This window comes from Flavobacterium sp. FlaQc-57 (assembly GCF_044007395.1).
Taxonomy (GTDB): Bacteria; Bacteroidota; Bacteroidia; order Flavobacteriales; family Flavobacteriaceae; genus Flavobacterium.
Genome location: NZ_JBIPDA010000004.1, coordinates 220,008 through 243,508, shown reverse-complemented (window position 1 = coordinate 243,508; position 23,501 = coordinate 220,008). Strand labels below are relative to the sequence as shown.

Below are 23,501 nucleotides of genomic sequence, written 5' to 3'. Positions count from 1 at the left end.
TAAATCAAAAAAACAAAACATCTTATTTTTCACAGAACGATAGAACAAAAAACAGAATTATACTGTAAACTCAAAAAACCATCTAGTTTTACCATAAAAATAAATGGCTTTTTTCTTTCATTTTAAACTTCTTTTGCTTTCTTTTACATTAAGATCGTCAAAAAAAACACTCCTAATTAATTTTAATATTATGAAAAGAAACATTCTCTTATTACTTTTTATTAGCTTTCAGGCTAACTCACAAAGCGTAAAGGCAACTTATATTGAAAAGGTACTTAAATCAATTGGAGCAACAAGTACAGACATTTCTAATGAAATCAAACCTAAAACATATACTTATACTTATGCTGATAAAAAATCCCTTTCTGAACTAATCCCATCCCAAAAATCATCTCTTGATACTTCATATTTAGAAATTAAAGGACGTAAGCTCGAAACCTATCATCAAATTAGTCTTCCATCTATTAACACAACATTTAAAAATCTGAATAACAAATCAATACAAAAAGAATATACGATTAGTGATAAAGATTTTAGTGCTAAAGACAAACTTACTGACTACGAATGGACAATAACAGATGAGACTACTATTATCAATGGATATACTTGCAAAAAAGCAACCTCGACAAAATCATTAGCTCCTATCACCGCTTGGTATGCTGAAGAAATACCAGTCAATGACGGTCCAAGTATATACTGGGGGTTACCTGGTTTAATACTAAAAGTAGAACTTGGAGAATATACTGTTATAACTATTGATAAAATTACAATCAGCAAAGAAAACATTGAAATCAAAGAACCTGAAATCAAAAGCAGGCCAGTTTTTATTAGTCAAATGTACAAGGACATCAAAATTTATCTAGATTCAATAAGCCCTTTGACTAAATATAAATAATATTTTGTCTGGATAAAACGTAATACTATAATCTTATTATCAACTTCCGTATCTTTGTACTTTGAATATTGATATATGGAAACAGTCGTTGAAAATGTACCAATCGGAAAACCTAAATGGTTAAAGGTTAAACTTCCAATTGGCCAAAAATATACTGAACTTCGTGGTTTAGTCGATAAATATAGCTTAAACACCATTTGCACCTCAGGAAGCTGCCCAAATATGGGTGAATGTTGGGGTGAAGGAACAGCAACTTTCATGATCTTAGGAAATGTTTGTACGCGTTCGTGTGGATTTTGCGGTGTAAAAACAGGAAGACCGGAAACAGTAGATTGGGATGAACCAGAAAAAGTAGCGCGTTCGATTAAAATCATGAACATCAAACACGCTGTTATTACAAGTGTTGACAGAGATGATTTAAAAGATGGCGGATCTATTATTTGGATTGAAACCGTAAAGGCAATCCGTAGAATGAACCCTAATACTACGCTTGAGACTTTAATTCCTGATTTTCAAGGAATTGAAAGAAATCTGGATCGAATTGTAGAAGCAAATCCTGAAGTTGTATCTCACAATGTTGAAACCGTACGCCGCTTAACACGTGAAGTACGTATTCAGGCGAAATACGATCGTAGTTTAGAAGTTTTACGTTACCTGAAAGAAAAAGGAATCAACAGAACCAAATCCGGAATTATGTTAGGTCTTGGAGAAACTGAAGAAGAAGTTTTTCAGACGATGACTGATTTACGTAATGCAAATGTTGATGTTGTTACTATTGGTCAATATTTACAACCAAGTAAAAAACATTTACCTGTAAAAGAATTCATTACACCTGATCAATTTGCTAAATACGAAAAATTTGGTCTTGAATTAGGTTTCCGTCATGTCGAAAGCGGTCCATTGGTTCGTTCTTCATACAAAGCACAAAAACATATTTTATAAAAGGTTATTTGTTTAACTGTTTGGTCGTTTAATCGCAATGCCATTAAACGACTAAATAGCTGAACGATTAAGCAAATAAACAAAACATTGAAAACTAGAATTGCTATAAATGGTTTCGGAAGAATTGGTAGAAATTTATTTCGTTTACTTTTAAACCATCCTGACATTGAAGTCGTTGCCATTAATGACATCGCTGACAACAAAACCATGTCGCATTTAATTAAATATGACAGCATTCACGGTGTTTTACCATTTAAGGTGAGTCATGATGAAACTGGAATTATTGTTGACGGTAATCATTACTTCTTTTTTCATGAAAAAAGTATTTCTAATTTAGATTGGAAAAGTCACAATATTGATTTTGTAATTGAATCAACAGGAAAATATAAGACGCATGAAGAACTTAATGCGCATATTGAAGCCGGAGCAAAAAAAGTAATTCTTTCAGCGCCATCAGAAGTTGATACTATTAAAACAGTTGTTTTAGGTGTTAACGAAAATATTCTGGACGGAAATGAAAACATTGTTTCCAATGCAAGTTGTACTACAAACAATGCTGCGCCAATGATAAAAATCATCGATGAGCTTTGCGGAATTGAACAAGCATACATAACAACCATTCATTCTTATACCACAGACCAAAGTCTTCACGACCAGCCACATAAGGATTTACGCCGTGCAAGAGGTGCAAGTCAATCAATTGTTCCAACAACTACAGGTGCAGCTAAGGCATTAACAAAAATTTTTCCTAAATTGCATGAGAAAATCGGAGGTTGTGGAATTCGTGTTCCCGTTCCGGATGGTTCATTGACCGATATAACGTTTAATGTAAAACGTGCTGTCACGATCGAAGAAATTAATAAAGCATTTGAAGAAGCCTCTAAAACAAATTTAAAAGGAATATTAGATTACACAGAAGATCCAATTGTTTCTGTTGATGTAATTGGCAATACACATTCGTGTTTGTTCGACGCACAACTAACATCCGTTATTGACAAAATGGTAAAAGTTGTAGGTTGGTACGATAACGAAATTGGCTATTCATCAAGATTGATCGATTTGATTTTACTAATAAGAAAAACATAAAATTCATTGTAAAAGCATTGCCATACATGAAATACCACTTTTTTATTGTTGTTTGTTTATTAAATTCATTTTTGTACTCTCAAACTAAAAAGAGTACGGATAGTGTTTCGTATTACAACAAGATGGTAGACTCCAATCTTAACAATAAAAAATACGATCAAGCTGTTTTTTACACCAAAAAATCGATTGACTTTTCTGAATCAACTCATAGAAATGAGAATCTGGCCAATCAAACTTTTAAGCTTGGGAAAATTTATTACAATCAAAAAAAATACGAAGAAGCACTTAAAAACTTCCACAAAAGCGTTTCCTTATTCGACAACATAAAACCAACTTGTACTAAAGTTTTAGCATTGCATTATATTGGAGTAGCTAATACTGCGCAAGGAGACTATGAAACTGCTGAGATTTATTACAAAAAAGCCGAAGATCTTTTAAATCAGTTAAAAATTACTGATCACGCCGAAGTTTTAAACTATCAAAAAGCGATGGCGCTAAAGACAAATAAAAACTTAGCGCTGGCAGCGAAATCTTTTCGTGAAATCACAAAAAAACCAGACAATCCTTCTTTAATTAAAACCAAAATTGACTCTTATTATCAACTTGGTTTAATTGAAACCCAGCTTAAACGGAATGATTCTGCTATTATTTATTTTGACAATGCTCTTGATTACAATGCTAAAACCAGTAATCTAGCTCAAAAATCAAAAATTATTTTAGCAATCAGTCAATACTATAAGCAGAAAAAAAATTATGATCTGGCTTATTCTTATTTAGACGAACACTATCAAATAGAAAATTACGTTTTAAAATTAAAAAATGCCAAGTTAGATTTTAACGAGTTTGAAAAATTTAAAAAAAATCAAACAATAAACAATACGATAAAACGCGAAAGTGAAGAAAAAATTCAGTTAAAAACCTATCGCTATTCAAAGTTAGTCAGTATTTTGGCTATTGCACTTATATCGATTTTATCACTTTTGAGTTTAGCTTTATATAAAAACAATATTATTAGAAATCAGAATAATTTACTTTTAAGAGAAAAAAATAAAGAACTGATTTTAGCTAAAAACAAAGCTGAAAAAGCATCAAAAGCCAGATCTGAATTCTTATCAACGGTAAGTCACGAACTTCGAACTCCTCTAAATGCTATTAATGGAATCACGCATTTATTACTTGAGGACAACCCCAAAAAAAGGCAACTTAAGTATCTTGAATCTTTAAAATTTTCAGGAAATTATCTGACTACTTTTATCAATGAAATTCTTGAAATTAATAAAATTGATTCCACAAAAGTAGAAGTTGAAAACATAAGTTTCAATTTAAAAGAGTTACTATTTAACATTCAAAGCTCTTTAAAAGAATTAGCAACTGCCAACAAAAACTATTTTAATCTTGAAATAGACGAAGCCATTCCGGACAATTTAATTGGTGATCCAACCAAATTATCTCAAATTATACTGAACTTAATCAACAATGCTTTAAAATTTACTCAAAACGGACATGTTAATGTAATTGCAAAATTATATGCCGAAGAGGAAGATAATGCAACTGTTTATTTTGAAATAGTAGACACGGGAATTGGTATTCCTGAAGATAAATTACAAAGTGTTTTCGAAAGCTTTTCGCAAGGATCTATAGAAGTAAATCGGAAATATGGCGGCACCGGTCTAGGCTTAACAATTGTAAAAAAACTAATTGAGCTTTTGGGCGGCGAAATAAAATTAAAAAGTGAAGTAGGTAAAGGATCTACTTTTACCTTCAAATTAAACTTTAAGATTAACAAAGAACCGTTGGAAGTATTAGAAGAAGCAAAACCTTATAGTGATAAGCAATTGCAAAACAAATCGATTTTACTGATTGAGGACAACAAAATCAATCAAATGATTACACGCAAAATGTTAGAAAACAAAGCGATTCAATGCGAGATTATCGACAATGGCGAAGATGCTGTTGAGCTTTTGAAAGTAAAACGTTTTGACATGATATTAATGGACGTTCACTTGCCAGGCATCAATGGAACAACTGCAACAAAACTCATTAGAGAATTTGATAAAACGACACCAATCATTGCTTTAACGGCTATTTCGCTAGACGAAAACAGAGATATGCTTTTATCCTTCGGAATGAATGATGTAATTACAAAACCATTTGTTCCTGACGAATTTTACAGTACTATTGCTCAATTCTTTGATTAGTCTTTTTTAATCTAAGATTTTAAAATTGTATTTACATATTCCAAAACTGTCGTATCAAAATCTTGTTGGTGATTCAAGAAAGTACTTTTTATTGGTAAATAATACAATTGCGAAACCAATTTAGAATCTTTTAAACGAACATAATCTTTCTCAGTTGTGACGATTTTCTTGTTTAGTGCCTTATTCTGGATCGCATCTAAATCTGCATCAGAAAAATGATGATGATCCGGAAAAGTCAAACATTCGTCTTTTTCATTTTTTAAATAATCAAAGAAAGGTTTTGGTTTTGCAATTCCTGCCAAAAGTAGTTTCGACTCGCTTTTAATCACATTCACTTCAATTTTTTCATTTTCACCATAAATTACATCATCATAATCTATAAAAGTAAAATATAGTTTTTGCGAAGGATTCAATTTTAATTTCAAACGAATTTCTTCTTGTTTTTCATTCGATAAATTGTTCGGGCATTTGGTAACTACAACAATATTTGCTCTGTTAGCTCCACTTCTGCTTTCGCGCAAATTTCCTGTTGGCAGCATAAAATCATCTGCATATAAATCGTCAAAAGAAGTCAATAAAATATAAAACCCAGCTTTTACTTTTCGGTGCTGATAAGCGTCGTCCAGTAAAATAATTTCAGGCTTTTCATTCTGCGAAAGCAATTGTGCAATTCCATTTGTTCTATTTGCATCAACGGCAACCTGAATATTTGGGAATTTCTGATAAAACTGAAAAGGTTCGTCCCCTAGAATTTCGGCATTCGAAGTTGCATCTGCCAAAACAAAACCTTCTGATTTTCGTTTATAACCACGGCTCAAAGTCGCGATTTTATATTTATCAGATAATAATCGAATCAAATATTCGATTTGAGGTGTTTTACCTGTTCCGCCAACACTCAAATTTCCAACAGCAATAACCGGAACATCAAATGAAGTTGATTTTAGAATTCCTTTATCAAAAAGAAAATTTCTAACAGTAGTTATGAATCCGTATAAAATAGCAAACGGAAAAAGGATTTTTCGAAGTACATTCATTTTACGAAAGTATAATATTTTTCGTTAATTTGTTTTATGAAGTCGTTTCAAGTTTTCTCCAACAACATAAAACCTGAAACAAATAAAACCTGAAACAAAAGAATAATGAAAATCAAAGATATATTAGCAGTCCTCGAAGAAATGGCACCTTTGGCTTACGCCGAAGATTTTGACAATGTTGGTCTTTTGGTCGGAAATTCCGAGACTGAAAGTACAGGCGTTTTGGTTTGTCATGATGCTCTTGAAAATGTAATTGAAGAAGCTATTGCCAAAAATTGCAATTTAGTGGTTTGCTTCCACCCGATTTTATTCTCCGGAATTAAAAAAATCACCGGGAAAAATTATGTCGAACGTGCGATTCTAAAAGCTATTAAAAATGACATTGCAATTTATGCCGTTCATACCGCACTTGACAATCATTCTGCAGGTGTTAATAAAATATTTTGCGATGCTTTAGGCTTAACAAATACAAAGGTTTTGATTCCGAAACAAAATTTTATTCAAAAATTAGTTACTTACACAACTCCGGATAATGCTGAAAAAGTTCGAAATGCAATGTTTCAAGCAGGAGCAGGAACGATTGGTAATTATGATAATTGCAGTTTTAATACCGAAGGTTTTTTTACTTTTCAAGGAAATGAAAACAGCAATCCTGTAATTGGCGAAAGAGGAAAATTACATACGGGAACTGAAATAAAAATTGAAGTTATCTTTGAAAAACATTTACAATCTAAAATTTTAAAAGCTCTTTTTGCAAATCATATTTATGAAGAAGTAGCTTATGAAATTTACGATTTACAAAACCCTCATCAAAATATTGGTTTGGGAATGATCGGTGAATTTGAGACTGAAATGGATGAAAATGATTTTCTTCATTTTGTAAAAGATAAAATGATTGCTGATGGAATTCGTCATTCTGCCTTTCTCGGAAAAAAAATTAAGAAAGTAGCTGTTTTAGGAGGCTCAGGAAGTTTTGCTATAAAAAATGCAATTATGGCTGGAGCTGATGCTTTTTTGACGGCCGATTTAAAATACCATCAATTTTATGAAGCTGAAAATCGACTACTTTTAGCCGATATTGGTCATTTTGAGAGCGAACGCTATACAAAAAACTATATTGTTGATTATCTTCGAAAAAAAATCCTTAATTTTGCAATCATTTTATCAGAAGAAAATACAAATCCAGTTAAGTACTTATAGAATATGGCGAATACGAAAGAATTAAGTGTTGAGGACAAGTTAAGAGCAATATACGATTTACAGCTTATTGACTCTAGAATTGACGAAATCAGAAACGTGAGAGGTGAACTTCCTTTAGAAGTGGAAGATTTAGAAGATGAAGTTGCAGGTTTAAGCACGCGTTCAGAGAAACTGAAAAGTGAACTTGAGGTTATTGAAGATCTTATCAAATCGAAGAAAAACGCGATTGATGAGCACAAAGAGGTTATCAAAAAATACACAAAACAACAAGAATCAGTTCGCAATAACAGAGAATTTAACTCTTTGACTAAAGAGGTTGAGTTTCAAGAATTAGAAATTCAATTGGCTGAAAAGCAAATCAAAGAAATGAAAGCTTCTATCGAGCATAAGAAAGAAGTTATTTCTAACTTAAAAGAAAAACTTGACGCTAAAAGTTCGCATTTAAAACATAAAAAATCTGAACTTGACGCTATCATGTCTGAGACTCAAAAAGAAGAAATCTTCTTATCTGAGAAATCAGCTGAATATTCAAGCCAGATTGAAGAAAGATTATTAGCTGCTTATGTTAGAATCAGAACTAGTGTTCGTAATGGTTTAGCTGTAGTATCTATCGAAAGAGGAGCTTCTGCAGGATCATTCTTCACTATTCCTCCACAAACTCAAGTAGAGATTGCTTCTAGAAAGAAAATCATTACTGATGAGCACTCTGGAAGAATTTTGGTTGACAGCGCATTGGCTGAAGAAGAAAAAGAAAAAATGGAACAATTGTTCTCTAAATTCTAAATACTAGTCCCGATTTAATCGGGACTTTTTTTTTACCACAGATTAAAGGAATTAACATAGATTGAAAATCATATTTTTTATCTTTATAAAAAATTATACGTTTTGGCAATCATAAAAGGAATTCGTTTTATTACATTAAAATCGGTTGGACAATATATAAACTTACTAAGTTATGTTCGTCCACAAAAAGCTCTTGAACTTTCCTATACTCTTTTTAGTCAACCCCGAATCGGAAGATTACAAAAAGATCATTTACCCAAAGTTTTAAGAAGTACAGAAACCGAAACTTTTCATTTTAATGAGCATCATTTTCAAACGTATGTATGGAAAGGAAACGAAACTAAAATCTTACTCGTTCACGGCTGGGAAAGCAATTCTTCGCGCTGGGAAAAAACTTTACCACATCTACAAAAATCAGGAAGCACAATTATTGCCATCGATGCACCTGCACATGGACAAAGCAGCGGTAAAGAATTTAATGTTCCTCTTTATGCTGAATTTATCAATAAAGCAGTCGAAAAATATCAGCCCACTATAATTATAGGGCATTCTATTGGCGGTGCCGCTTGCGTTTATCATCAATATTTATTCCCGAATACCAGTATTAATAAAATGGTGATTCTTGGCGCTCCGTCAGATTTAAAAACTTTAATTGACAATTACATTTCAATGCTGAGTTTGAATAATAAGATGTTTTCTCTTCTGGAAACAAAGTTCATGAATCGTTTTAATTTTAAACTCGAAGATTTCTCAGGACAAAAATTCGCGTCAGAATTTAATGTTTCCGGATTAATTGCACACGATGCTTCAGATAATATTGTTGCTTTTGAAGAGGGAAAAAAAATAGCAAGTAACTGGAAAAACAGTCAGTTTATAGAAACCAAAGGCCTGGGTCACGGAATGCATGATGACGAATTATACCAAAAAGTGATCGAGTTTCTTTTTTCTGAAGGTTCTAAGTAGCAAAGGTTTTTTCTGAGGTTCTGAGATACAAAGCTTCTAAGGCTCTAAGCTAAAAAATACAACTTACTTTTTATATAATTTAAAACTCTAAAAAATGATTGCCGTAATTTTTGAAGTCATTCCACACGAAGGAAAAAGAGACGAATATCTTGATATTGCTGCCAGTTTGCGACCTGAATTAGACAATATTGAAGGCTTTATTTCGATAGAACGATTTCAGAGTTTTAGCAATCCCGAAAAAGTTTTGTCTTTGTCTTTTTGGAAAGATGAAGAAAGTATTCAGCAATGGAGAAATCTCGAAATGCATCGTCATGCGCAAGCCAAAGGCCGAAATGAAGTTTTTAAAGATTATCATTTGAGAATTGCCGGCGTTGTTCGCGATTACGGAATGTTTGAAAGAGAAGAAACTCCGAAAGATAGTTCAGAATTTCATTCTTAATGAAGGTTCAAAGTTGCAGAGGTTCAAAGGAACAAAGTTTTTTTTTAGTTTTGTCATTTCGACCGAAGGAAGAAATCACACTAGTAATTCGACAAAGATTGGCGACTTTCTTTACGGAGTTTTTGGCGTGATTTCTCCCTTCGGTCGAAATGACAACATTGCATAAAATTCAAAAAAATCTAAAATTCTAACAATCCAGAAATCCAGAAGTCCAACAATCTAAAGATCTAAAATCTAAGAAGTCTAAATTTTGCTTACTTTTGCAGTATGGAAGAGAATTTAAAACGTCTGAATAAATTTATTGGTGAAACTGGATATTGTTCCCGCCGCGAAGCCGATAAACTTATTGAAGAAGGACGCGTAACAATAAATGGTGTTGTACCTGAAATGGGAACCAAGGTTTCGCAAAACGACGAAGTGCGTATTGATGGAAAATTGATTGTTGAAAAACATGAAAAATTGGTATATCTGGCTTTTAACAAACCTGTCGGAATCGAATGTACTACCAATCTTGAAGTCCGAAATAATATTGTAGATTATATTAATTATCCAAAACGTATTTTCCCGATTGGAAGATTGGATAAAGCCAGTGAAGGATTAATCTTTATGACTAATGACGGTGATATTGTAAACAAGATTTTACGCGCCAGAAATAATCACGAAAAAGAATATACGGTAACAGTAAATAAACCTATCACAGAACGTTTTATTCAACGTATGGGAAATGGTGTTCCTATTTTAGACACGGTTACCCGAAAATGTAAAGTAGAGCAAATTAGTAAATTCACGTTTAAAATCATTTTAACGCAAGGTTTAAACCGTCAAATCCGAAGAATGACAGAATACTTAGGTTATGACGTTACTGCGCTTAAACGTATCAGAATTATCAATATATCGCTTGATATTCCGGTTGGTCGTTATCGTGACCTGACCGATGATGAAATTAAAGAATTAAATCATTTAATTGAGCCATCAAGCAAAACCGAAGAAGCAAGTTTACCAAAACCTGAAGCTCCAAGACGAAGAACAGATTTTATCTCGAAAGATGATGTCCCGAAACGAAGAACTGATTTTATCTCAAAAGATGATCCGAGATTTAAGAAAAAAGGTGATTATTAAATTGATCTCATAAAAAAAATCCATTCGCAACAACGAATGGATTTTTTTATGTACTTGAAAATACTAATGTATCAAAACCATCTTCTTCTTTTAAACAAAAGAAAACCAACTGTAGATAAAATAACTGATATAAATAGCAGAATCCAAATACCATATTTGCTTTCTTCTAAACCATTCGGGACGTTCATTCCATACAAACTGGCAATCAAAGTAGGAATCATTAGAATAATAGAAATTGAAGTCATTTGCTTCATAATATTATTCATATTATTGGATATTACTGATGCATAAGCATCCATCATTCCCGTTAAGATGTTGCTGTAAATATTTGCTGTGTCTTGCGCCTGGCTTATTTCGATATCAACATCTTCTAATAAATCCGGATCAAAATGTTCTCTGTGGGCTTTCAGATTTTTTATTCTGTGAAATAAAACATTGTTTCCTTTTAAAGAAGTTATGAAGAATACCAAACATTTTTCTATTTGTAAAAGTGCCTGTAGCTCTTCATTCTTGATCGACTTCTCTAAATTATCTTCTGCAAGTTTTATTTTTTGATTGATTTGTTTCAAATACTTCAAATACCAAATACTTGAAGACAACAGTAATCTTAGCACCAAATCAAAATTATCTTTTATTATAATATTTTTACGTTTGGTGTATTGTACAAAATCGGCAATAATTTCGGTCTTATAAAAATTAATCGTAACACAAACATCGTCTTTAAAAATCAATCCGATTGGAATTGTTTGAAAAGGCAGTTTTACATCATTACTTTTTATTGGAATACGCATGATAAACAAATTCCACCCATCTTCAGATTCCATACGAGGTCTTTCGTCAATATCTTCAATATCATTATAAAAGGCTTCAGGAACTTTAAGTTCTTCCAGTAAGTATTTTTTTTCTGTTTCTGAAGGAGATTCAATGTTGATCCAGCAGTTTGGAGTCCATTCTTTGATCTCGATTAATCCGTTATTGTTTTTGTAAAAGGCTTTCATTTCAAAATTGCGGGGGTTATCATAGCAATTTGAAAAAAAATCAAAAGCTATTTTTAATTAAATACTAACGAATAATAATCGTCCATTGGAGAAGTTTTTTTTAAAGTGTTGCAAAAGTATCTTTTATTTTTTAGAACCAAAAGTTTAAATGTATAATTAAATACTAAAAACCACCTTCAGTATTTTTACTAAAGGTGGTTTTTGAGAAAAATTACTTTTTATTATTTACAAACTCATAATAGAGGGCTTTCGATAGAAATGGTTTATTCTGGCGATCTTCTATACTATCCACATCCAGATAACCGTATTTTATACCAACAACATTTATGGTTGAAAAGTAAGCATCACGACTTTCATCATTAAAATTCAAACTGCTTAAAAATCTTGGCTCAACTCCTTTATTTACAGAGATATTATAGATTGTAATTAAATTTCCCCAATTTACAAAACTGCACAAAAGTATTGTTCCGTAGAAATACCAAACCATTTGATTGACTAAATAGGCATTTGTTTTTTGTCTTCTGATTTTTAAAAATGTAAATACTAAACCAATTATCGCCAAGATTAAAAAAGCAAAAACACCTAAACGTTTATAAGTTAATCCAAAAAATGAAACATATTCTGAGTTTTTAATGATTGTACTAACAATTAAAATACCATTTAAAACAATCCATATTTTGGCCAATTTTTTAAGAGTAGTTGCTTTTTTATCAAAATTGAATCCGCCCTTAAAAAAGAACATAATTACCCCAACTGCCATGATAATAGAAAAAATTACCGCATTTACTCTTTCGTGTGTATCTGCACTTAGTTTTGTTTTTTCTACAACTTCAAAAAATTGTTCGTAATTATAGGTTACAATAAAAACCAAAAGCATCAGGTTCAGCAATACTAAAGTAATCTCGCCACTTTTTCTTTCGAAATCCAAATCAAGAAATGAAAATGTCTTTTGATTTTTAACTTCTACTATATTACTGAAATCATTGTCCAGCATTTCTTTTTTTTCATAACAAGTCTCCGGCACCCAATAATTCCAAAAACTGAAAGAGATATAAAATCCTAAAATTCCAATTAGAATAACTTGAAAAATATCAAGATCTAAAGTGTAATCTGTTAGCAAAGACGAAAAATGTGCACTCCCGAATGAATAGGCTGTAAAAAAGACGACTAAAAAGATCGCGGGAATAACAAAGTACGCTACTAGTTTTTTAGCAAAATTATTGTGAATTTTTCTTGCGGGAAGCCACTGACTGAACATAAAAACACGTCCCAATGTGGTAAATGCATTTAAGAATATAAGCGGAAAAATCAGTATTATTTTAAGTTGTGAATCCTGAGTTTTGAATTGCAAAAAAAGAACTGACATTGCCAAAGCCAGAAAAGAGGCAAAGTCTCCGTACCAGGCAAAGGCAAGACATGACAAAACTGAAGTTACGACCAGAATCAAATGCGACCTGTCTGTAAACCGATCCTGAAAGAAATAACAGATTGAACCGGTTAATAATAGTCCAAAAATAGCGAGGTTTACTCCTACTGACTCGTTGTAAAAAAGCAGTGTAAAAATCAAACTGCTAGCTAAGATAATTTGGTGTTTTTTCATTGTTTTAGATTTTAAAAGTACTTTGCATTTCAAAGCGTTTAGATAAAAAAATATAGTTATTACGATTTCATTAATTTTTCGAGGTAAGAAAGATGTTCTTTAAAGGCCGCACGTCCTCTAGGTGTAACTTGATAAGAGGTTTTGGGCTTTTTACCCACAAACTCTTTTTTAACCTCGATGTATTCAGATTTTTCAAGCGCTGAGGAATGACTGGCTAAATTTCCGTCTGTGATATTCAGAAGATTTTTCATCTCAGTAAAATCAACCCATTCATTAACCATCAGAATGGACATAATACCCAATCTGACACGGCTTTCAAAATCTTTATTTAGTTTGTCAATAATTCCCATTGCTTGGATTATTTATATTTTTTGAACATTATTAATCCGTACAAGATATGCAAAATACCAAAACCAATGATCCAAAAAACTAAACCATACCCGATATAAAAAAGAGAAATAAATCCTAAAACTAATTCACAGAATCCTAAATATTTAATATCCGAAAATGTATATTTTTCGGCATTTATAAGTGCTAAACCGTAAAAAATTAAAGTTGCCGGTGCTACTAAACCGTAAATTTGATGATACAAAAGAGCTGAACAAAATATTCCTCCCGCCAAAAGTGGAATGGCTAAATTAAACAGCATTTTTTTTGTCGCCGATGTCCAAATAGGTAAATTGTATTTTTTACTTTTTCTGATGGTAAAAAATATTCCAAAAGTAAAAGCACAAACCAAAACGACAACCGCTGTAGTTATTAATTTGTCAACTAAATTAATATTCTCACTATATGAATCTCCATCCATATAACTCGTTCTACCCGAATCAAACAATTGGTAAGCATACAATCCGCCTATTAAAGCTGAAAGTCCGGCAAATACTCCTGAGAGTCCGCTTAGTGATATAAATCTTGAAGAACGTTCCATCATGGAACGAATATGTGCTAAATCTTCTTGGTGCTGCTGATTCATAGTAAAAGTACTTTGTAGTACAAAGTTATATTTTATTTTGAATTGACAAGCGTTAAATTGATTTTTTTTTATCTACAGTAACTTAAATCTACAAGATTTAAAAACCTAGGAGGAATGAGACTCGTTTACAATCTGGTTTGCGTGAGGGATAGGAGCTTGCTACCGAAGTAGCGCGGATATCCCGACCGCATTTGCGAAAGGCGCACATAAGCGGAATGTTAAATAGCGCCTTTTGTAAATGCGGTCACGCCCAAAGTATATAAAAACAACAAAGCCTACTCGATTGAATAGGCTTTGTTTATATTTATTTGAAAAAATTATTTTTTCGCGCTTCTCATTTTTCGTGCTAAAAGCGTATTTTGAAGTAACATCGCAATTGTCATTGGTCCTACTCCTCCGGGAACTGGCGTGATAAATGATGATTTTTTACTTACTCCGTCAAAATCAACATCTCCTTTTATAACATATCCTTTTGGATTTGAAGCATCTTCTACTCGCGTAATTCCAACATCTACGATTACAACTCCATCTTTTACCATGTCTGCTTTTAAAAATTCAGGAACTCCTAATGCTGTAATAATAATATCTGCATTTTTAGTGAACTCAGCTAAATTTTTAGTTCTACTGTGCGTTAAAGTAACTGTTGAATCTCCAGGATTTCCTTTACGGCTCATCAAAATACTCATAGGGCGACCTACGATATGACTTCTACCAATAACAACGGTGTGTTTTCCGGCAGTTTCAACATTGTAACGTTCTAACAACTGCATGATTCCGAATGGTGTTGCAGGAATGAAACTTTCCATTTCAAGCGCCATTCTACCAAAGTTTGTTGGATGAAAACCATCAACGTCTTTATCAGGATCGATTGCTAGTAAGATTTTTTGCTCGTCGATATGTTTTGGCAAAGGCAACTGAACTATAAAACCATCTAGATTATCATCTTCGTTTAGTTCTTTGATTTTATCTAATAATTCAGTTTCAGAGATCGTTTCAGGTAAACTTACCAAAGTTGAATCAAAGCCAATTTGCTGGCAAGATTTTACTTTACTTCCTACGTAAGTTAAACTTGCTCCGTTTGTTCCTACGATTACGGCTGCCAAATGAGGTACTTTTCCTCCGGCATCTTTTATCGATTGAACTTCGGCTGCGATTTCGTTTTTAATGTCTTCAGCTGTTTTTTTACCGTCTAGTAGTTGCATTGTTTTTTGTTTCAAGTTTAATTTTATTTTGTTTCAGGTTTCAGGTTCACGTTAAAACAAAATTGTTATTTATTGAAAAAAGTTTCAAATTTCAGTCTCATAACTTGAAACCTGAAACTTGAAACTTTTTTATCTTTTTATTATCTCGGCATTCCGCCTGGCATTCCTTTCATGCCTCCCATCATTTTCATCAAGTTTTTTCCGCCCGGACCTTGCATCATTTTCATCATTTTGCTCATTTGGTCGAATTGCTTCATTAACTGATTTACTTGCTCGACTTTCGTTCCGGAACCTTTAGCGATTCTGGCTTTTCTTTTTACGTCGATTATGGCAGGTTTACTTCTTTCGATTGGTGTCATCGAATGAATGATTGCTTCAATATGTTTAAAAGCATCATCTTCTATTTCTACATCTTTCATCGCTTTTGAAGCTCCAGGTATCATTCCGACTAAGTCTTTCATGTTACCCATTTTCTTTACTTGCTGAATTTGAGTTAAGAAGTCATCAAAACCAAATTCATTTTTAGCGATTTTCTTTTGAAGTTTTCTTGCTTCCTCTTCATCAAATTGCTCTTGCGCTCTTTCTACAAGAGACACAACGTCTCCCATACCTAAGATACGCTCGGCCATACGATCCGGATAGAAAACATCGATTGCTTCCATCTTCTCCCCTGTACCTACAAATTTGATTGGTTTGTTTACAACCGATTTAATCGAGATTGCAGCTCCACCACGTGTATCTCCATCTAATTTTGTTAAAATAACTCCATCAAAGTTTAAGATATCGTTGAAGGCTTTTGCTGTATTTACAGCATCTTGTCCTGTCATTGCATCAACAACAAACAAGGTTTCCTGAGGCTCAATTGCTTTGTGTACACGTGCAATTTCATCCATCATTTCCTGATCTACTGCCAAACGACCTGCAGTATCGACGATAACTACATTAAAACCGTTTGCTTTTGCATGTTTAATTGCGTTTTGAGCAATTTCAACAGGATTTTTATTTTCTGGTTCCGAGTATACCTCAACACCTATCTGATCTCCCACAACATGCAACTGATTAATCGCCGCAGGACGGTAGATATCACACGCTACAAGAAGTGGTTTTTTATTTTTCTTTGTCTTTAAAAAATTCGCAAGTTTTCCTGAGAAAGTTGTTTTACCAGAACCTTGCAATCCTGACATTAAGATAATGCTTGGATTTCCAGAAAGATTTACTCCTGCAACATCACCACCCATTAATTCCGTTAGTTCATCTTTTACTAACTTCACCAATAATTGTCCTGGTTGAAGTGTTGTTAAAACGTCCTGACCAATTGCTTTTTCTTTTACTTTAGTGGTAAAATCTTTAGCAATTTTAAAGTTAACATCGGCATCAAGTAAGGCACGACGAACTTCTTTTAAGGTATCGGCAACGTTTACTTCTGTAATTTTACCGTGCCCTTTTAATATATGGAAGGCTTTATCTAACTTATCACTTAAATTATCAAACATACTATTTTCTTTATTTGAAGTGCAAAGATAATCTAATTAGACATTTCAGGCAATTTTTATTTAACTGTAAAGTATGTTTTGATTTTATCGCAAAGTGCGCGAAGGTCTACGCTAAGATCGCTATGTTTTTTGCTCGCGATCTCGCAACGTTTATTGCCTCTCGCAGATTTAGGAGATTAGATAGTTTTTTTTATTAGTCATGAAAAATCAACTATATCTGCTAAATCACTTAAAAGAAAAAAAGCGCAAAAGAATAAACCTTTGCGCCTTTGTAACTATGTCCCTTTAAATCTTTTTAATTAAAACTGGAAGTAAATAAAAGGCTGTGAACCGGCAACGGCTGTTGCGTATACAATCCAGTAAACAAATCCTAAAATTATTGCTTTCCCTATCAATGGTGTTTTATCGAAAACAAACTTCATTTTTGATGTAACAACTTCTGGCAAGAAGTGCCAAACATATCCAAACAACATCAATAAAAATACATTTTTATATCCTAATACTATTGCTTGCCAATGTTCCGGCTCAAAAGTTAACTGACCAATATTGTTGATTACTTGTATGGCTGTTTCGAAATCTCTTGCGCGGAAAAAGATCCAACAGAATACCACAAAATGAAATGTAATTACTATCGAAAAGAATTTCCATAAAAAATTAGGGCCTTTACCCTCTTTTTTGGATGGAAAAAGTTCCATGAAAATTTTATGAACGGCTAATGCTAAACCGTGTAATGCTCCCCAAACTATAAACTGTGCTCCAGCTCCATGCCATAATCCTCCTAAAAGCATTGTGGTAAATAAATTAAAGTTGGTTACCAAAGTTTGATTTTTCTTTTTTGAAAGTAAAAATGTCAAACAGAAAACTACAATTGCTCCAATTGCAATTCCCAACGGAATATAACTCTCTGCTACATTTGCGATTCCCCAAAGCAATAATCCGAAGAAAAATAAACTCGGGAATAAAAATCCTGCAAATGTTCCTTCTCTATTTCCTCCAATAGAAATATACAGGAAGTCTTTCAACCAGGTTGATAACGAAATATGCCATCTTCTCCAGAAGTCTGTGATCGAAGTCGATTTATAGGGCGTTCTAAAGTTGGCCGGTAATTTGAATCCTAACAGCAATGCGATTCCAATTGCCATATCTGAATAACCTGAAAAATCACAATAAATTTGAATGGCGTATCCGTAAGATGCCATTAAATTTTCAAACGATGTGTAATTCATTGGTGTATCAAAAACACGATCTACGAAGTTTATTGATATGTAATTTGAAATTACTGTTTTCTTGATTAATCCGCCAATGATCAAAAACAAGGCGTTGTTTACATCTTGTTTGGTCAAATTTAATTTCTGATAAATCTGCGGAAGGAAATCTTTTGCACGTACGATTGGCCCGGCAACTAACTGTGGGAAAAACGAAACGAAAAACAAATATTCAATATAGTTTTTTGTTGGTTTGATTTCTTCACGATAAATTTCGATGATATAACTCATCGATTGAAAAGTATAGAACGAAATTCCGACAGGAAGAAAAACGTCATGAAGCTCATAATTACCATTAAACATATCATTGAACGTCACGATCATGAAGTTCATGTATTTGAAATATCCAAGCAATCCTAAGTTTAGGATTACACTAATTACAAGATAAATTTTCTTTGTACTGTCTTTTGTTGCTTTGTAAATAATCTGGCTCAAACCATAATCTACAACCGAAGAAAGCAATAAGAGTAAAAAATAAATTCCGCTTGACTTGTAATAAAAGAAAAGTGAGAAGAGAATAACATACGTTAATCTTAAATAGAATGTTTTGCGTAAAAAAGCATACACAAAATAAAAAACGAGAAATAACCCTAGGAATAAACCAGTATTAAATAATAATTTCTCTTCCGGATTGTATATAAACCAACTTTTTGCTTGTTCTAAAGTAACTTCACCAAAATTCTGAACAAACCAATTATTTATGCTATCAATTGTAATCAACTTAATTTTTTAATTTAAAATTATCGTATGCTTTTAAAAATGCCTCTGTAAACAAAGTACCTTGTTTTTCGTATCCCTTTTTAGAATAATGTACCCAATCTGGACCGATAAGTCCTGTAACTTTTAAGTTTCGAATTCCATCAAAACCACCAAATTCATTATATAAATCCCAAACTGCAAAACCATCCGTCTCAGCAACGTCAATAATAGTTTTTGCATAATCCCGTACGTAAACATTCGGTTTTCTTGCTTTCAGTAAAGAAGGCGGCGGAGTCATAATAATTATTGGAACATTGATATTTTGAGCTTTTATATTGCTTATAAACTTTCGCAATTCGTTTATATATGCAGAAACTTCCATATGATCATAACTTTCATTTGTTCCCAAAGAAAAAACCAGTAAATCCGGACGCAAAGCTTTTAATTGCTCAAAGAATAACGGATATTTATTGTAATCTGAGAACTTCGCTCCGTTTACTCCAATACTGCTATAAATTACTCCTGAAGTATCATTCTCTAAAATAAGTCCGTTTAATTCGTATTTTGAAGCTTCTTTATTCGGAATCAAATAAATTTTATCCAGCGCTTTATCAGAATTATAATAGTGAGAAAACGAATCCGTTTCAACCTTCAAAGGAACAAATTCTGAACTTGTAATATTTTTAGGCCTTGTTTCGTTCGTTAAAATATTCAATATTCTTCCTGCACGAATGTTATTTGACTTTAAACGATTTTCTCTTTTTATTTCGGCGACCGAAATATTGTATTTATCTGCAATGGTCGAAATAGCTTCTCCTTTTTTTATTTTATGGGTGATTATTTTTCGCTCTGTAGATTGAATTGTCTTTATTTGAGATGATATGGCCAAATCAAACATATTCTGGTTTTGAGGCGTAATGATCTTAATTGAATTAAACTTATAAGCTGCATCTTTTATATTCAATTCAACTGCAAAACCTCCTGCATCTCTCCAAAGTGCAATTCCGCTTAAACCAACTGGAACGTTTTTGAAAGGATGAATATTCCTGTAGCTTTCCCAACTTCTGTTAGAGTAAAAACGCTCATTATAAGAACCATTTGTTTTTGCTAACTGGTACGGAAAAACCAAACCCCGCCCGGCATTCCCAAATTTTTGCTGCAGATTCTTTCTAATTTCATTGGTCATTAAATCACCCTGAATATGAGAATCTCCAATATGTACAATATTTATTTTCTGATTATTATGACTTTCATTCTCTTTCAATTTCTTAAAAAAACGCTCCAAAACTTTCGCATTATAAATCCTTTCTTCAGAAAAAGAATCAACTGCTGCCGTATCGACTTTATGAATCATATTTTTTGTTATTGAAGGTGAATCTGCTTTTTGCGTTTTATCGTTTGCTGAGAAAAAAAAACAACAAAAGAAAATAATAAGTCTACTCATTTACACTATCTTTTTTTACAGATACGGAATCTGTATTTGTTTTCCTGGCTGTTTTCCGCTTACTAACATCCGTTTCTCTATTTTCACGTAACACCTTATATTGCTCGTAGCCTTTATTCAACTGATCGTATAATAATTTACCAATAGCTTTTGCTCCACGTTGGTTAAAATGTGTGTAATCTTTATTGGCTTTTGCCGGAGATTCATCAACCCATTTTACCATTGATCCGTCACCTCCCATTAAAGTGTATAAATTTACAAATCCTGATTCGGTTTCCAGAGCATATCTTTTTTGCGCTTTCATTAAAGGTACCACGGCCGAATCTGTTTTCATTTCCAGATCGTATTTTGTTGATTTATCTGCTGTTGAAATAATCAAAATAGAAACTCCCGGAAAAGATTCTTTAATTTTATTCACTGCCTTTGTCATCCCTCTTTGGTACCATGAATAATTCTTGGTTCCGTAATTTAAAACGTTGGTTCCGTAATGCAAAATAATCAAATCGTATTTCAAACTGTTATTGAATCCTTGCATTACATTGGCATTAAACATAGAAATTGGCAGACCTGAATTTCCTCTTTGCGAGAAATTATCAACGTGAACTCCAATTCCGTTATCAAAATTAAAACCATAAATCGGAATTGAATCGGCATGAATAAAGTTTGCTTTGAATGATTTAATACTTCCTGAAGACACTTTTAAAGTATTGATTAAACTATTTGGAACAAGACTTTTTCGAAGAGTGTCTTTCCCGATAATAAAATTCACATTCCCTTTTTTGGATGATCTTCCGTAAAACAATGTAGGGTTATCGAGCGTTGTGGCATTTTTATTCAAACCTGCTTCATATTGAACCCAAGTTGTATTTACTTTATCATTTGCAAAAAACACATGACCATTTACTCCAAACGGACTTGTTGGATGTTTAACATTTAGATATGATTGTGTTTTCCAGTTTTTGGAATAGAGTGATTTTACAGATCCTCTTGATGCTGAAGATTCTGAAGTGATAGAAACAAAACCAACGCCTTTACCTCCAAATCGTTCCTGATAATTAGATCGAACATCCTGTACAATCAAATCACCATCTGTCATGGAATCTCCATAATAAGCGATTCGGACTTTAGATTGTGGATTTTTCTCTAGTTGATATAATTTTTCGTAAAAAGAAATCAGGTATTGAAATCCTTTATAATTATCAAAAGTTTCTGCTGGAAATTCGATTCCTTCAGCGGGATTAAATGTAATTTTCTCTCCTGCTTCCTTCTTTTCAATTTCGCTAAGACTATCACTTTTTTGTGCCAAAGAATCATTTGCTACTGACTCCAGAAGCAAGCTGTCAATAAGTACATTTTTGGAATCTACTTTACTATCCGGAAAAATTTTATCTGGCAAGATTTGCTTGAATCCAATGAAAGCTACAAATGCTAATGCTACAATTGCAAAAGACTGAAAGAAATAAGATTTTGTATTCACTCGTAATTATAATTTTAAAGAATAGGATTACAAAGAAAAAAATATCATTTCTGTTAATCCTAATAAAAAACACGTGCAAAGATAGGATTAAACATTAATTTTTAATTCTTTTTTAACTATTAAAATAAAAACAAAAAAAGAGGTTAGATTTATCTAACCTCTTTCAAAAAAAAATAAAAAAACAAAGCTAATGATTAACTGAATTAAGTGCTTTCGCATCTATAAATTTATAAATTAGATCATTTTTAGTTTTTAGATTTACAATCTCTATTATTTTAAGATTGCATATTGAAATGTTGGGTGACCTCTTTCTAAATCAGCTTTAGCACCTCCTGTAAATTTCAATTTATAAACATTTCCTGCAGGGTCTCTAATTACAAAGAAACGGTCTGTTCTTAATACAAATTGTGTCATTGGATTTCCATCAGGACCAGGAGCACTTGTGCTTCTCCAGTTTGACCCAATGCTTCTTTGATCTGCAGTAAATTTAGTATTATCAACATTTGCTAATGTAAATGCATCATAAGTAAACGCAGAAGTTAAAACTTGGTAAGCTTTTGCATTACCGTTTAAGTTGTTAGTAACATAATCCGGGTAGAAATATGGTGACATTGCTGCTCCATTAGGAATAACGTTTACGAAAGTTGTAAAGTTAATATCCCATTGATTTTTTTGAGGTTCAACATTTACTACTTTTTTATCGATTAGGCTTAAAAATGTAAAATTGTATGCACTATTTTTAGAAATTACAATTTCTTCGTGAGTAGTCGAAGCAAGATCAGCATATTGAACTTTGTAATCGTTTCCGCTTCTTAAAACTCTAATTTTTTTCCATCCTCTTGTGTCGCCTCCAGCAGCTCCTTCTTTTCCTAAAACTGGTGCGGTAGCAGCTGGTTTGTTACCTAGGTAAAGTAAATATACTTTGTTATCAGAATCTGTAGATGAAACCGCAGCGATAGCCGTTTTTGTAATATCTCCTGCTGAATCATCAACTTGCTCAGGAAATCCTGTTCCTTGTGCAATAATCATAGTTTCGTCAGCAACCTGAACTTCATCAATGTTAGTACTTTTTAATTGTTTTACAGCCATTTTTACAGAACCGTTCAATACTACTCTAAAGTCAGCACCTGAATAAAATCCTAAATCCCAAGAATTTCTAACTACAGATGTCATTTTTCCACTGCTCAAATCAACATAAACCTGGTTTGGTTCTAATGGACCTCCAACTTCTGGCGACAAAACTGTTCCTAAAGATGCTGCTTCGTTAAAGTTTAACTGAATTGTTTTATTACTTGATATCTGTCCACCAAAAGAAGTTCCTGAAATAGTAAAAACTACATTTTTAACCTCAGTTGCAGTTGCATTTTTAATTTTATTAAAAGTAAACTCAACCGAAGTTGCATCTTTTGGAAAAGACACTACTACTTTTTTTGACGCAGCAGCAGGAGTTGTTGTATAATCTGTAGAATAAGCTACTGCAGTTTCAGTAACATCAAGAGTAATCGTTCCAGCAACAGGAGTAGGCTTAGAGAATTTTATTTGAACCGGTGTTGCATCACTTGTCAAATTATACGAAGCTTCTGCAAACGCAACAGCAACATCTGATTGCGGAGCATTATCGTCATTATTACATGCTGTAAAAGCAAGAAAGACGAAAGTAAGAATTAAGATAAAGTTCTTTTTCATAGTAT

The 23,501-nt window shown here is 32.7% G+C and carries 20 protein-coding genes; 9 read left to right on the top strand and 11 right to left on the bottom strand.

Annotated features, from left to right (window positions below; genetic code table 11):
- Positions 1 to 190 precede the first annotated feature (190 nt).
- From ACHRVZ_RS14515 to ACHRVZ_RS14500, 4 genes are all read left to right on the top strand, one after another.
- Positions 191 to 895 carry a GLPGLI family protein gene (locus ACHRVZ_RS14515; RefSeq protein ID WP_395423312.1) on the top strand — a complete coding sequence of 235 codons (705 nt, stop codon included), beginning with the start codon at positions 191 to 193 and terminating at the stop codon, positions 893 to 895.
- Positions 896 to 970: 75 nt separating this feature from the next.
- Complete coding sequence (gene lipA, locus ACHRVZ_RS14510) at positions 971 to 1,837, top strand: lipoyl synthase (RefSeq protein ID WP_395423311.1); 867 nt, start codon at positions 971 to 973, stop codon at positions 1,835 to 1,837.
- Between the two features lie 87 nt (positions 1,838 to 1,924).
- A complete protein-coding gene (gene gap, locus ACHRVZ_RS14505) occupies positions 1,925 to 2,923 on the top strand; it encodes a type I glyceraldehyde-3-phosphate dehydrogenase (protein WP_395423310.1) in 999 nt (332 codons plus the stop codon).
- Between the two features lie 26 nt (positions 2,924 to 2,949).
- Positions 2,950 to 5,121: an ATP-binding protein gene (locus ACHRVZ_RS14500; RefSeq protein WP_395423308.1), complete on the top strand. Its 2,172-nt coding sequence runs from the start codon at positions 2,950 to 2,952 to the stop codon at positions 5,119 to 5,121.
- Between the two features lie 11 nt (positions 5,122 to 5,132).
- Here ACHRVZ_RS14500 and lpxK read toward each other — a convergent pair whose 3' ends face one another.
- Positions 5,133 to 6,155, bottom strand: coding sequence for a tetraacyldisaccharide 4'-kinase (lpxK, locus tag ACHRVZ_RS14495; protein ID WP_395423307.1), 1,023 nt, complete (start codon positions 6,153 to 6,155; stop codon positions 5,133 to 5,135).
- 105 nt (positions 6,156 to 6,260) lie between these two features.
- On the opposite strand from lpxK, the gene ACHRVZ_RS14490 reads away from it, so the two are divergent.
- The 5 genes from ACHRVZ_RS14490 (at position 6,261) to rluF (ending at position 10,659) form a co-directional block, all read left to right on the top strand.
- Entirely contained in the window at positions 6,261 to 7,355 is a 1,095-nt protein-coding gene (locus ACHRVZ_RS14490) for a Nif3-like dinuclear metal center hexameric protein (RefSeq protein WP_395423305.1), read from the top strand.
- A gap of 3 nt (positions 7,356 to 7,358) precedes the next feature.
- A complete protein-coding gene (locus tag ACHRVZ_RS14485) occupies positions 7,359 to 8,138 on the top strand; it encodes a zinc ribbon domain-containing protein (RefSeq protein WP_395423304.1) in 780 nt (259 codons plus the stop codon).
- Positions 8,139 to 8,240: 102 nt separating this feature from the next.
- Positions 8,241 to 9,101 (top strand): alpha/beta fold hydrolase, encoded by an 861-nt coding sequence (locus tag ACHRVZ_RS14480; RefSeq protein ID WP_395423302.1) that lies wholly within the window; start codon positions 8,241 to 8,243, stop codon positions 9,099 to 9,101.
- A gap of 94 nt (positions 9,102 to 9,195) precedes the next feature.
- Positions 9,196 to 9,540, top strand: coding sequence for an antibiotic biosynthesis monooxygenase family protein (locus ACHRVZ_RS14475; RefSeq protein ID WP_395423301.1), 345 nt, complete (start codon positions 9,196 to 9,198; stop codon positions 9,538 to 9,540).
- Positions 9,541 to 9,807: 267 nt separating this feature from the next.
- Positions 9,808 to 10,659 (top strand): 23S rRNA pseudouridine(2604) synthase RluF, encoded by an 852-nt coding sequence (gene rluF, locus ACHRVZ_RS14470; RefSeq protein ID WP_395423300.1) that lies wholly within the window; start codon positions 9,808 to 9,810, stop codon positions 10,657 to 10,659.
- 71 nt (positions 10,660 to 10,730) lie between these two features.
- Here the strand turns inward: rluF and ACHRVZ_RS14465 are convergent, their stop codons facing one another.
- From ACHRVZ_RS14465 to ACHRVZ_RS14420, 10 genes are all read right to left on the bottom strand, one after another.
- Positions 10,731 to 11,657 carry a magnesium transporter CorA family protein gene (locus tag ACHRVZ_RS14465; protein ID WP_395423299.1) on the bottom strand — a complete coding sequence of 309 codons (927 nt, stop codon included), beginning with the start codon at positions 11,655 to 11,657 and terminating at the stop codon, positions 10,731 to 10,733.
- Between the two features lie 211 nt (positions 11,658 to 11,868).
- The gene (locus ACHRVZ_RS14460; protein ID WP_395423298.1) at positions 11,869 to 13,257 is read right to left on the bottom strand and encodes a DUF4153 domain-containing protein; all 1,389 of its coding nucleotides are present in this window, start codon (positions 13,255 to 13,257) and stop codon (positions 11,869 to 11,871) included.
- Positions 13,258 to 13,316: 59 nt separating this feature from the next.
- Complete coding sequence (locus ACHRVZ_RS14455) at positions 13,317 to 13,607, bottom strand: transcriptional regulator (protein WP_065450961.1); 291 nt, start codon at positions 13,605 to 13,607, stop codon at positions 13,317 to 13,319.
- A gap of 8 nt (positions 13,608 to 13,615) precedes the next feature.
- A complete protein-coding gene (locus ACHRVZ_RS14450) occupies positions 13,616 to 14,230 on the bottom strand; it encodes a hypothetical protein (protein ID WP_395423297.1) in 615 nt (204 codons plus the stop codon).
- A gap of 317 nt (positions 14,231 to 14,547) precedes the next feature.
- On the bottom strand, positions 14,548 to 15,432 hold the full coding sequence (locus ACHRVZ_RS14445; protein WP_395423296.1) for a bifunctional 5,10-methylenetetrahydrofolate dehydrogenase/5,10-methenyltetrahydrofolate cyclohydrolase: 885 nt from the start codon (positions 15,430 to 15,432) through the stop codon (positions 14,548 to 14,550).
- A 140-nt stretch (positions 15,433 to 15,572) separates the two neighbouring features.
- A complete protein-coding gene (gene ffh, locus ACHRVZ_RS14440; RefSeq protein WP_041519904.1) occupies positions 15,573 to 16,925 on the bottom strand; it encodes a signal recognition particle protein in 1,353 nt (450 codons plus the stop codon).
- A gap of 299 nt (positions 16,926 to 17,224) precedes the next feature.
- A complete protein-coding gene (locus ACHRVZ_RS14435; protein WP_395423294.1) occupies positions 17,225 to 18,910 on the bottom strand; it encodes an MBOAT family O-acyltransferase in 1,686 nt (561 codons plus the stop codon).
- 1 nt (position 18,911) lies between these two features.
- Positions 18,912 to 20,333 carry a GDSL-type esterase/lipase family protein gene (locus tag ACHRVZ_RS14430; protein ID WP_395423292.1) on the bottom strand — a complete coding sequence of 474 codons (1,422 nt, stop codon included), beginning with the start codon at positions 20,331 to 20,333 and terminating at the stop codon, positions 18,912 to 18,914.
- A complete protein-coding gene (locus ACHRVZ_RS14425; RefSeq protein ID WP_395423290.1) occupies positions 20,326 to 21,810 on the bottom strand; it encodes an SGNH/GDSL hydrolase family protein in 1,485 nt (494 codons plus the stop codon). Before ACHRVZ_RS14425 ends, ACHRVZ_RS14430 begins: the two co-directional genes overlap by 8 nt.
- Before the next feature lie 270 nt (positions 21,811 to 22,080).
- Complete coding sequence (locus ACHRVZ_RS14420) at positions 22,081 to 23,496, bottom strand: HmuY family protein (RefSeq protein WP_395423288.1); 1,416 nt, start codon at positions 23,494 to 23,496, stop codon at positions 22,081 to 22,083.
- Positions 23,497 to 23,501 lie beyond the last annotated feature (5 nt).

What these genes read in the sequence shown, in the direction of transcription:
- ACHRVZ_RS14455 (WP_065450961.1), bottom strand. Translation starts at nt 13,607, where the DNA reads ATGGGAATTATTGACAAACTAAATAAAGATTTTGAAAGCCGTGTCAGA.
- ACHRVZ_RS14450 (WP_395423297.1), bottom strand. Translation starts at nt 14,230, where the DNA reads ATGAATCAGCAGCACCAAGAAGATTTAGCACATATTCGTTCCATGATG.
- lpxK (WP_395423307.1), bottom strand. Translation starts at nt 6,155, where the DNA reads ATGAATGTACTTCGAAAAATCCTTTTTCCGTTTGCTATTTTATACGGA.
- ACHRVZ_RS14490 (WP_395423305.1), top strand. Translation starts at nt 6,261, where the DNA reads ATGAAAATCAAAGATATATTAGCAGTCCTCGAAGAAATGGCACCTTTG.
- ACHRVZ_RS14465 (WP_395423299.1), bottom strand. Translation starts at nt 11,657, where the DNA reads ATGAAAGCCTTTTACAAAAACAATAACGGATTAATCGAGATCAAAGAA.
- ACHRVZ_RS14500 (WP_395423308.1), top strand. Translation starts at nt 2,950, where the DNA reads ATGAAATACCACTTTTTTATTGTTGTTTGTTTATTAAATTCATTTTTG.
- ACHRVZ_RS14515 (WP_395423312.1), top strand. Translation starts at nt 191, where the DNA reads ATGAAAAGAAACATTCTCTTATTACTTTTTATTAGCTTTCAGGCTAAC.
- lipA (WP_395423311.1), top strand. Translation starts at nt 971, where the DNA reads ATGGAAACAGTCGTTGAAAATGTACCAATCGGAAAACCTAAATGGTTA.
- ACHRVZ_RS14430 (WP_395423292.1), bottom strand. Translation starts at nt 20,333, where the DNA reads ATGAGTAGACTTATTATTTTCTTTTGTTGTTTTTTTTTCTCAGCAAAC.
- rluF (WP_395423300.1), top strand. Translation starts at nt 9,808, where the DNA reads ATGGAAGAGAATTTAAAACGTCTGAATAAATTTATTGGTGAAACTGGA.
- ACHRVZ_RS14475 (WP_395423301.1), top strand. Translation starts at nt 9,196, where the DNA reads ATGATTGCCGTAATTTTTGAAGTCATTCCACACGAAGGAAAAAGAGAC.
- ACHRVZ_RS14420 (WP_395423288.1), bottom strand. Translation starts at nt 23,496, where the DNA reads ATGAAAAAGAACTTTATCTTAATTCTTACTTTCGTCTTTCTTGCTTTT.
- ACHRVZ_RS14485 (WP_395423304.1), top strand. Translation starts at nt 7,359, where the DNA reads ATGGCGAATACGAAAGAATTAAGTGTTGAGGACAAGTTAAGAGCAATA.
- ACHRVZ_RS14460 (WP_395423298.1), bottom strand. Translation starts at nt 13,257, where the DNA reads ATGAAAAAACACCAAATTATCTTAGCTAGCAGTTTGATTTTTACACTG.
- ffh (WP_041519904.1), bottom strand. Translation starts at nt 16,925, where the DNA reads ATGTTTGATAATTTAAGTGATAAGTTAGATAAAGCCTTCCATATATTA.
- ACHRVZ_RS14445 (WP_395423296.1), bottom strand. Translation starts at nt 15,432, where the DNA reads ATGCAACTACTAGACGGTAAAAAAACAGCTGAAGACATTAAAAACGAA.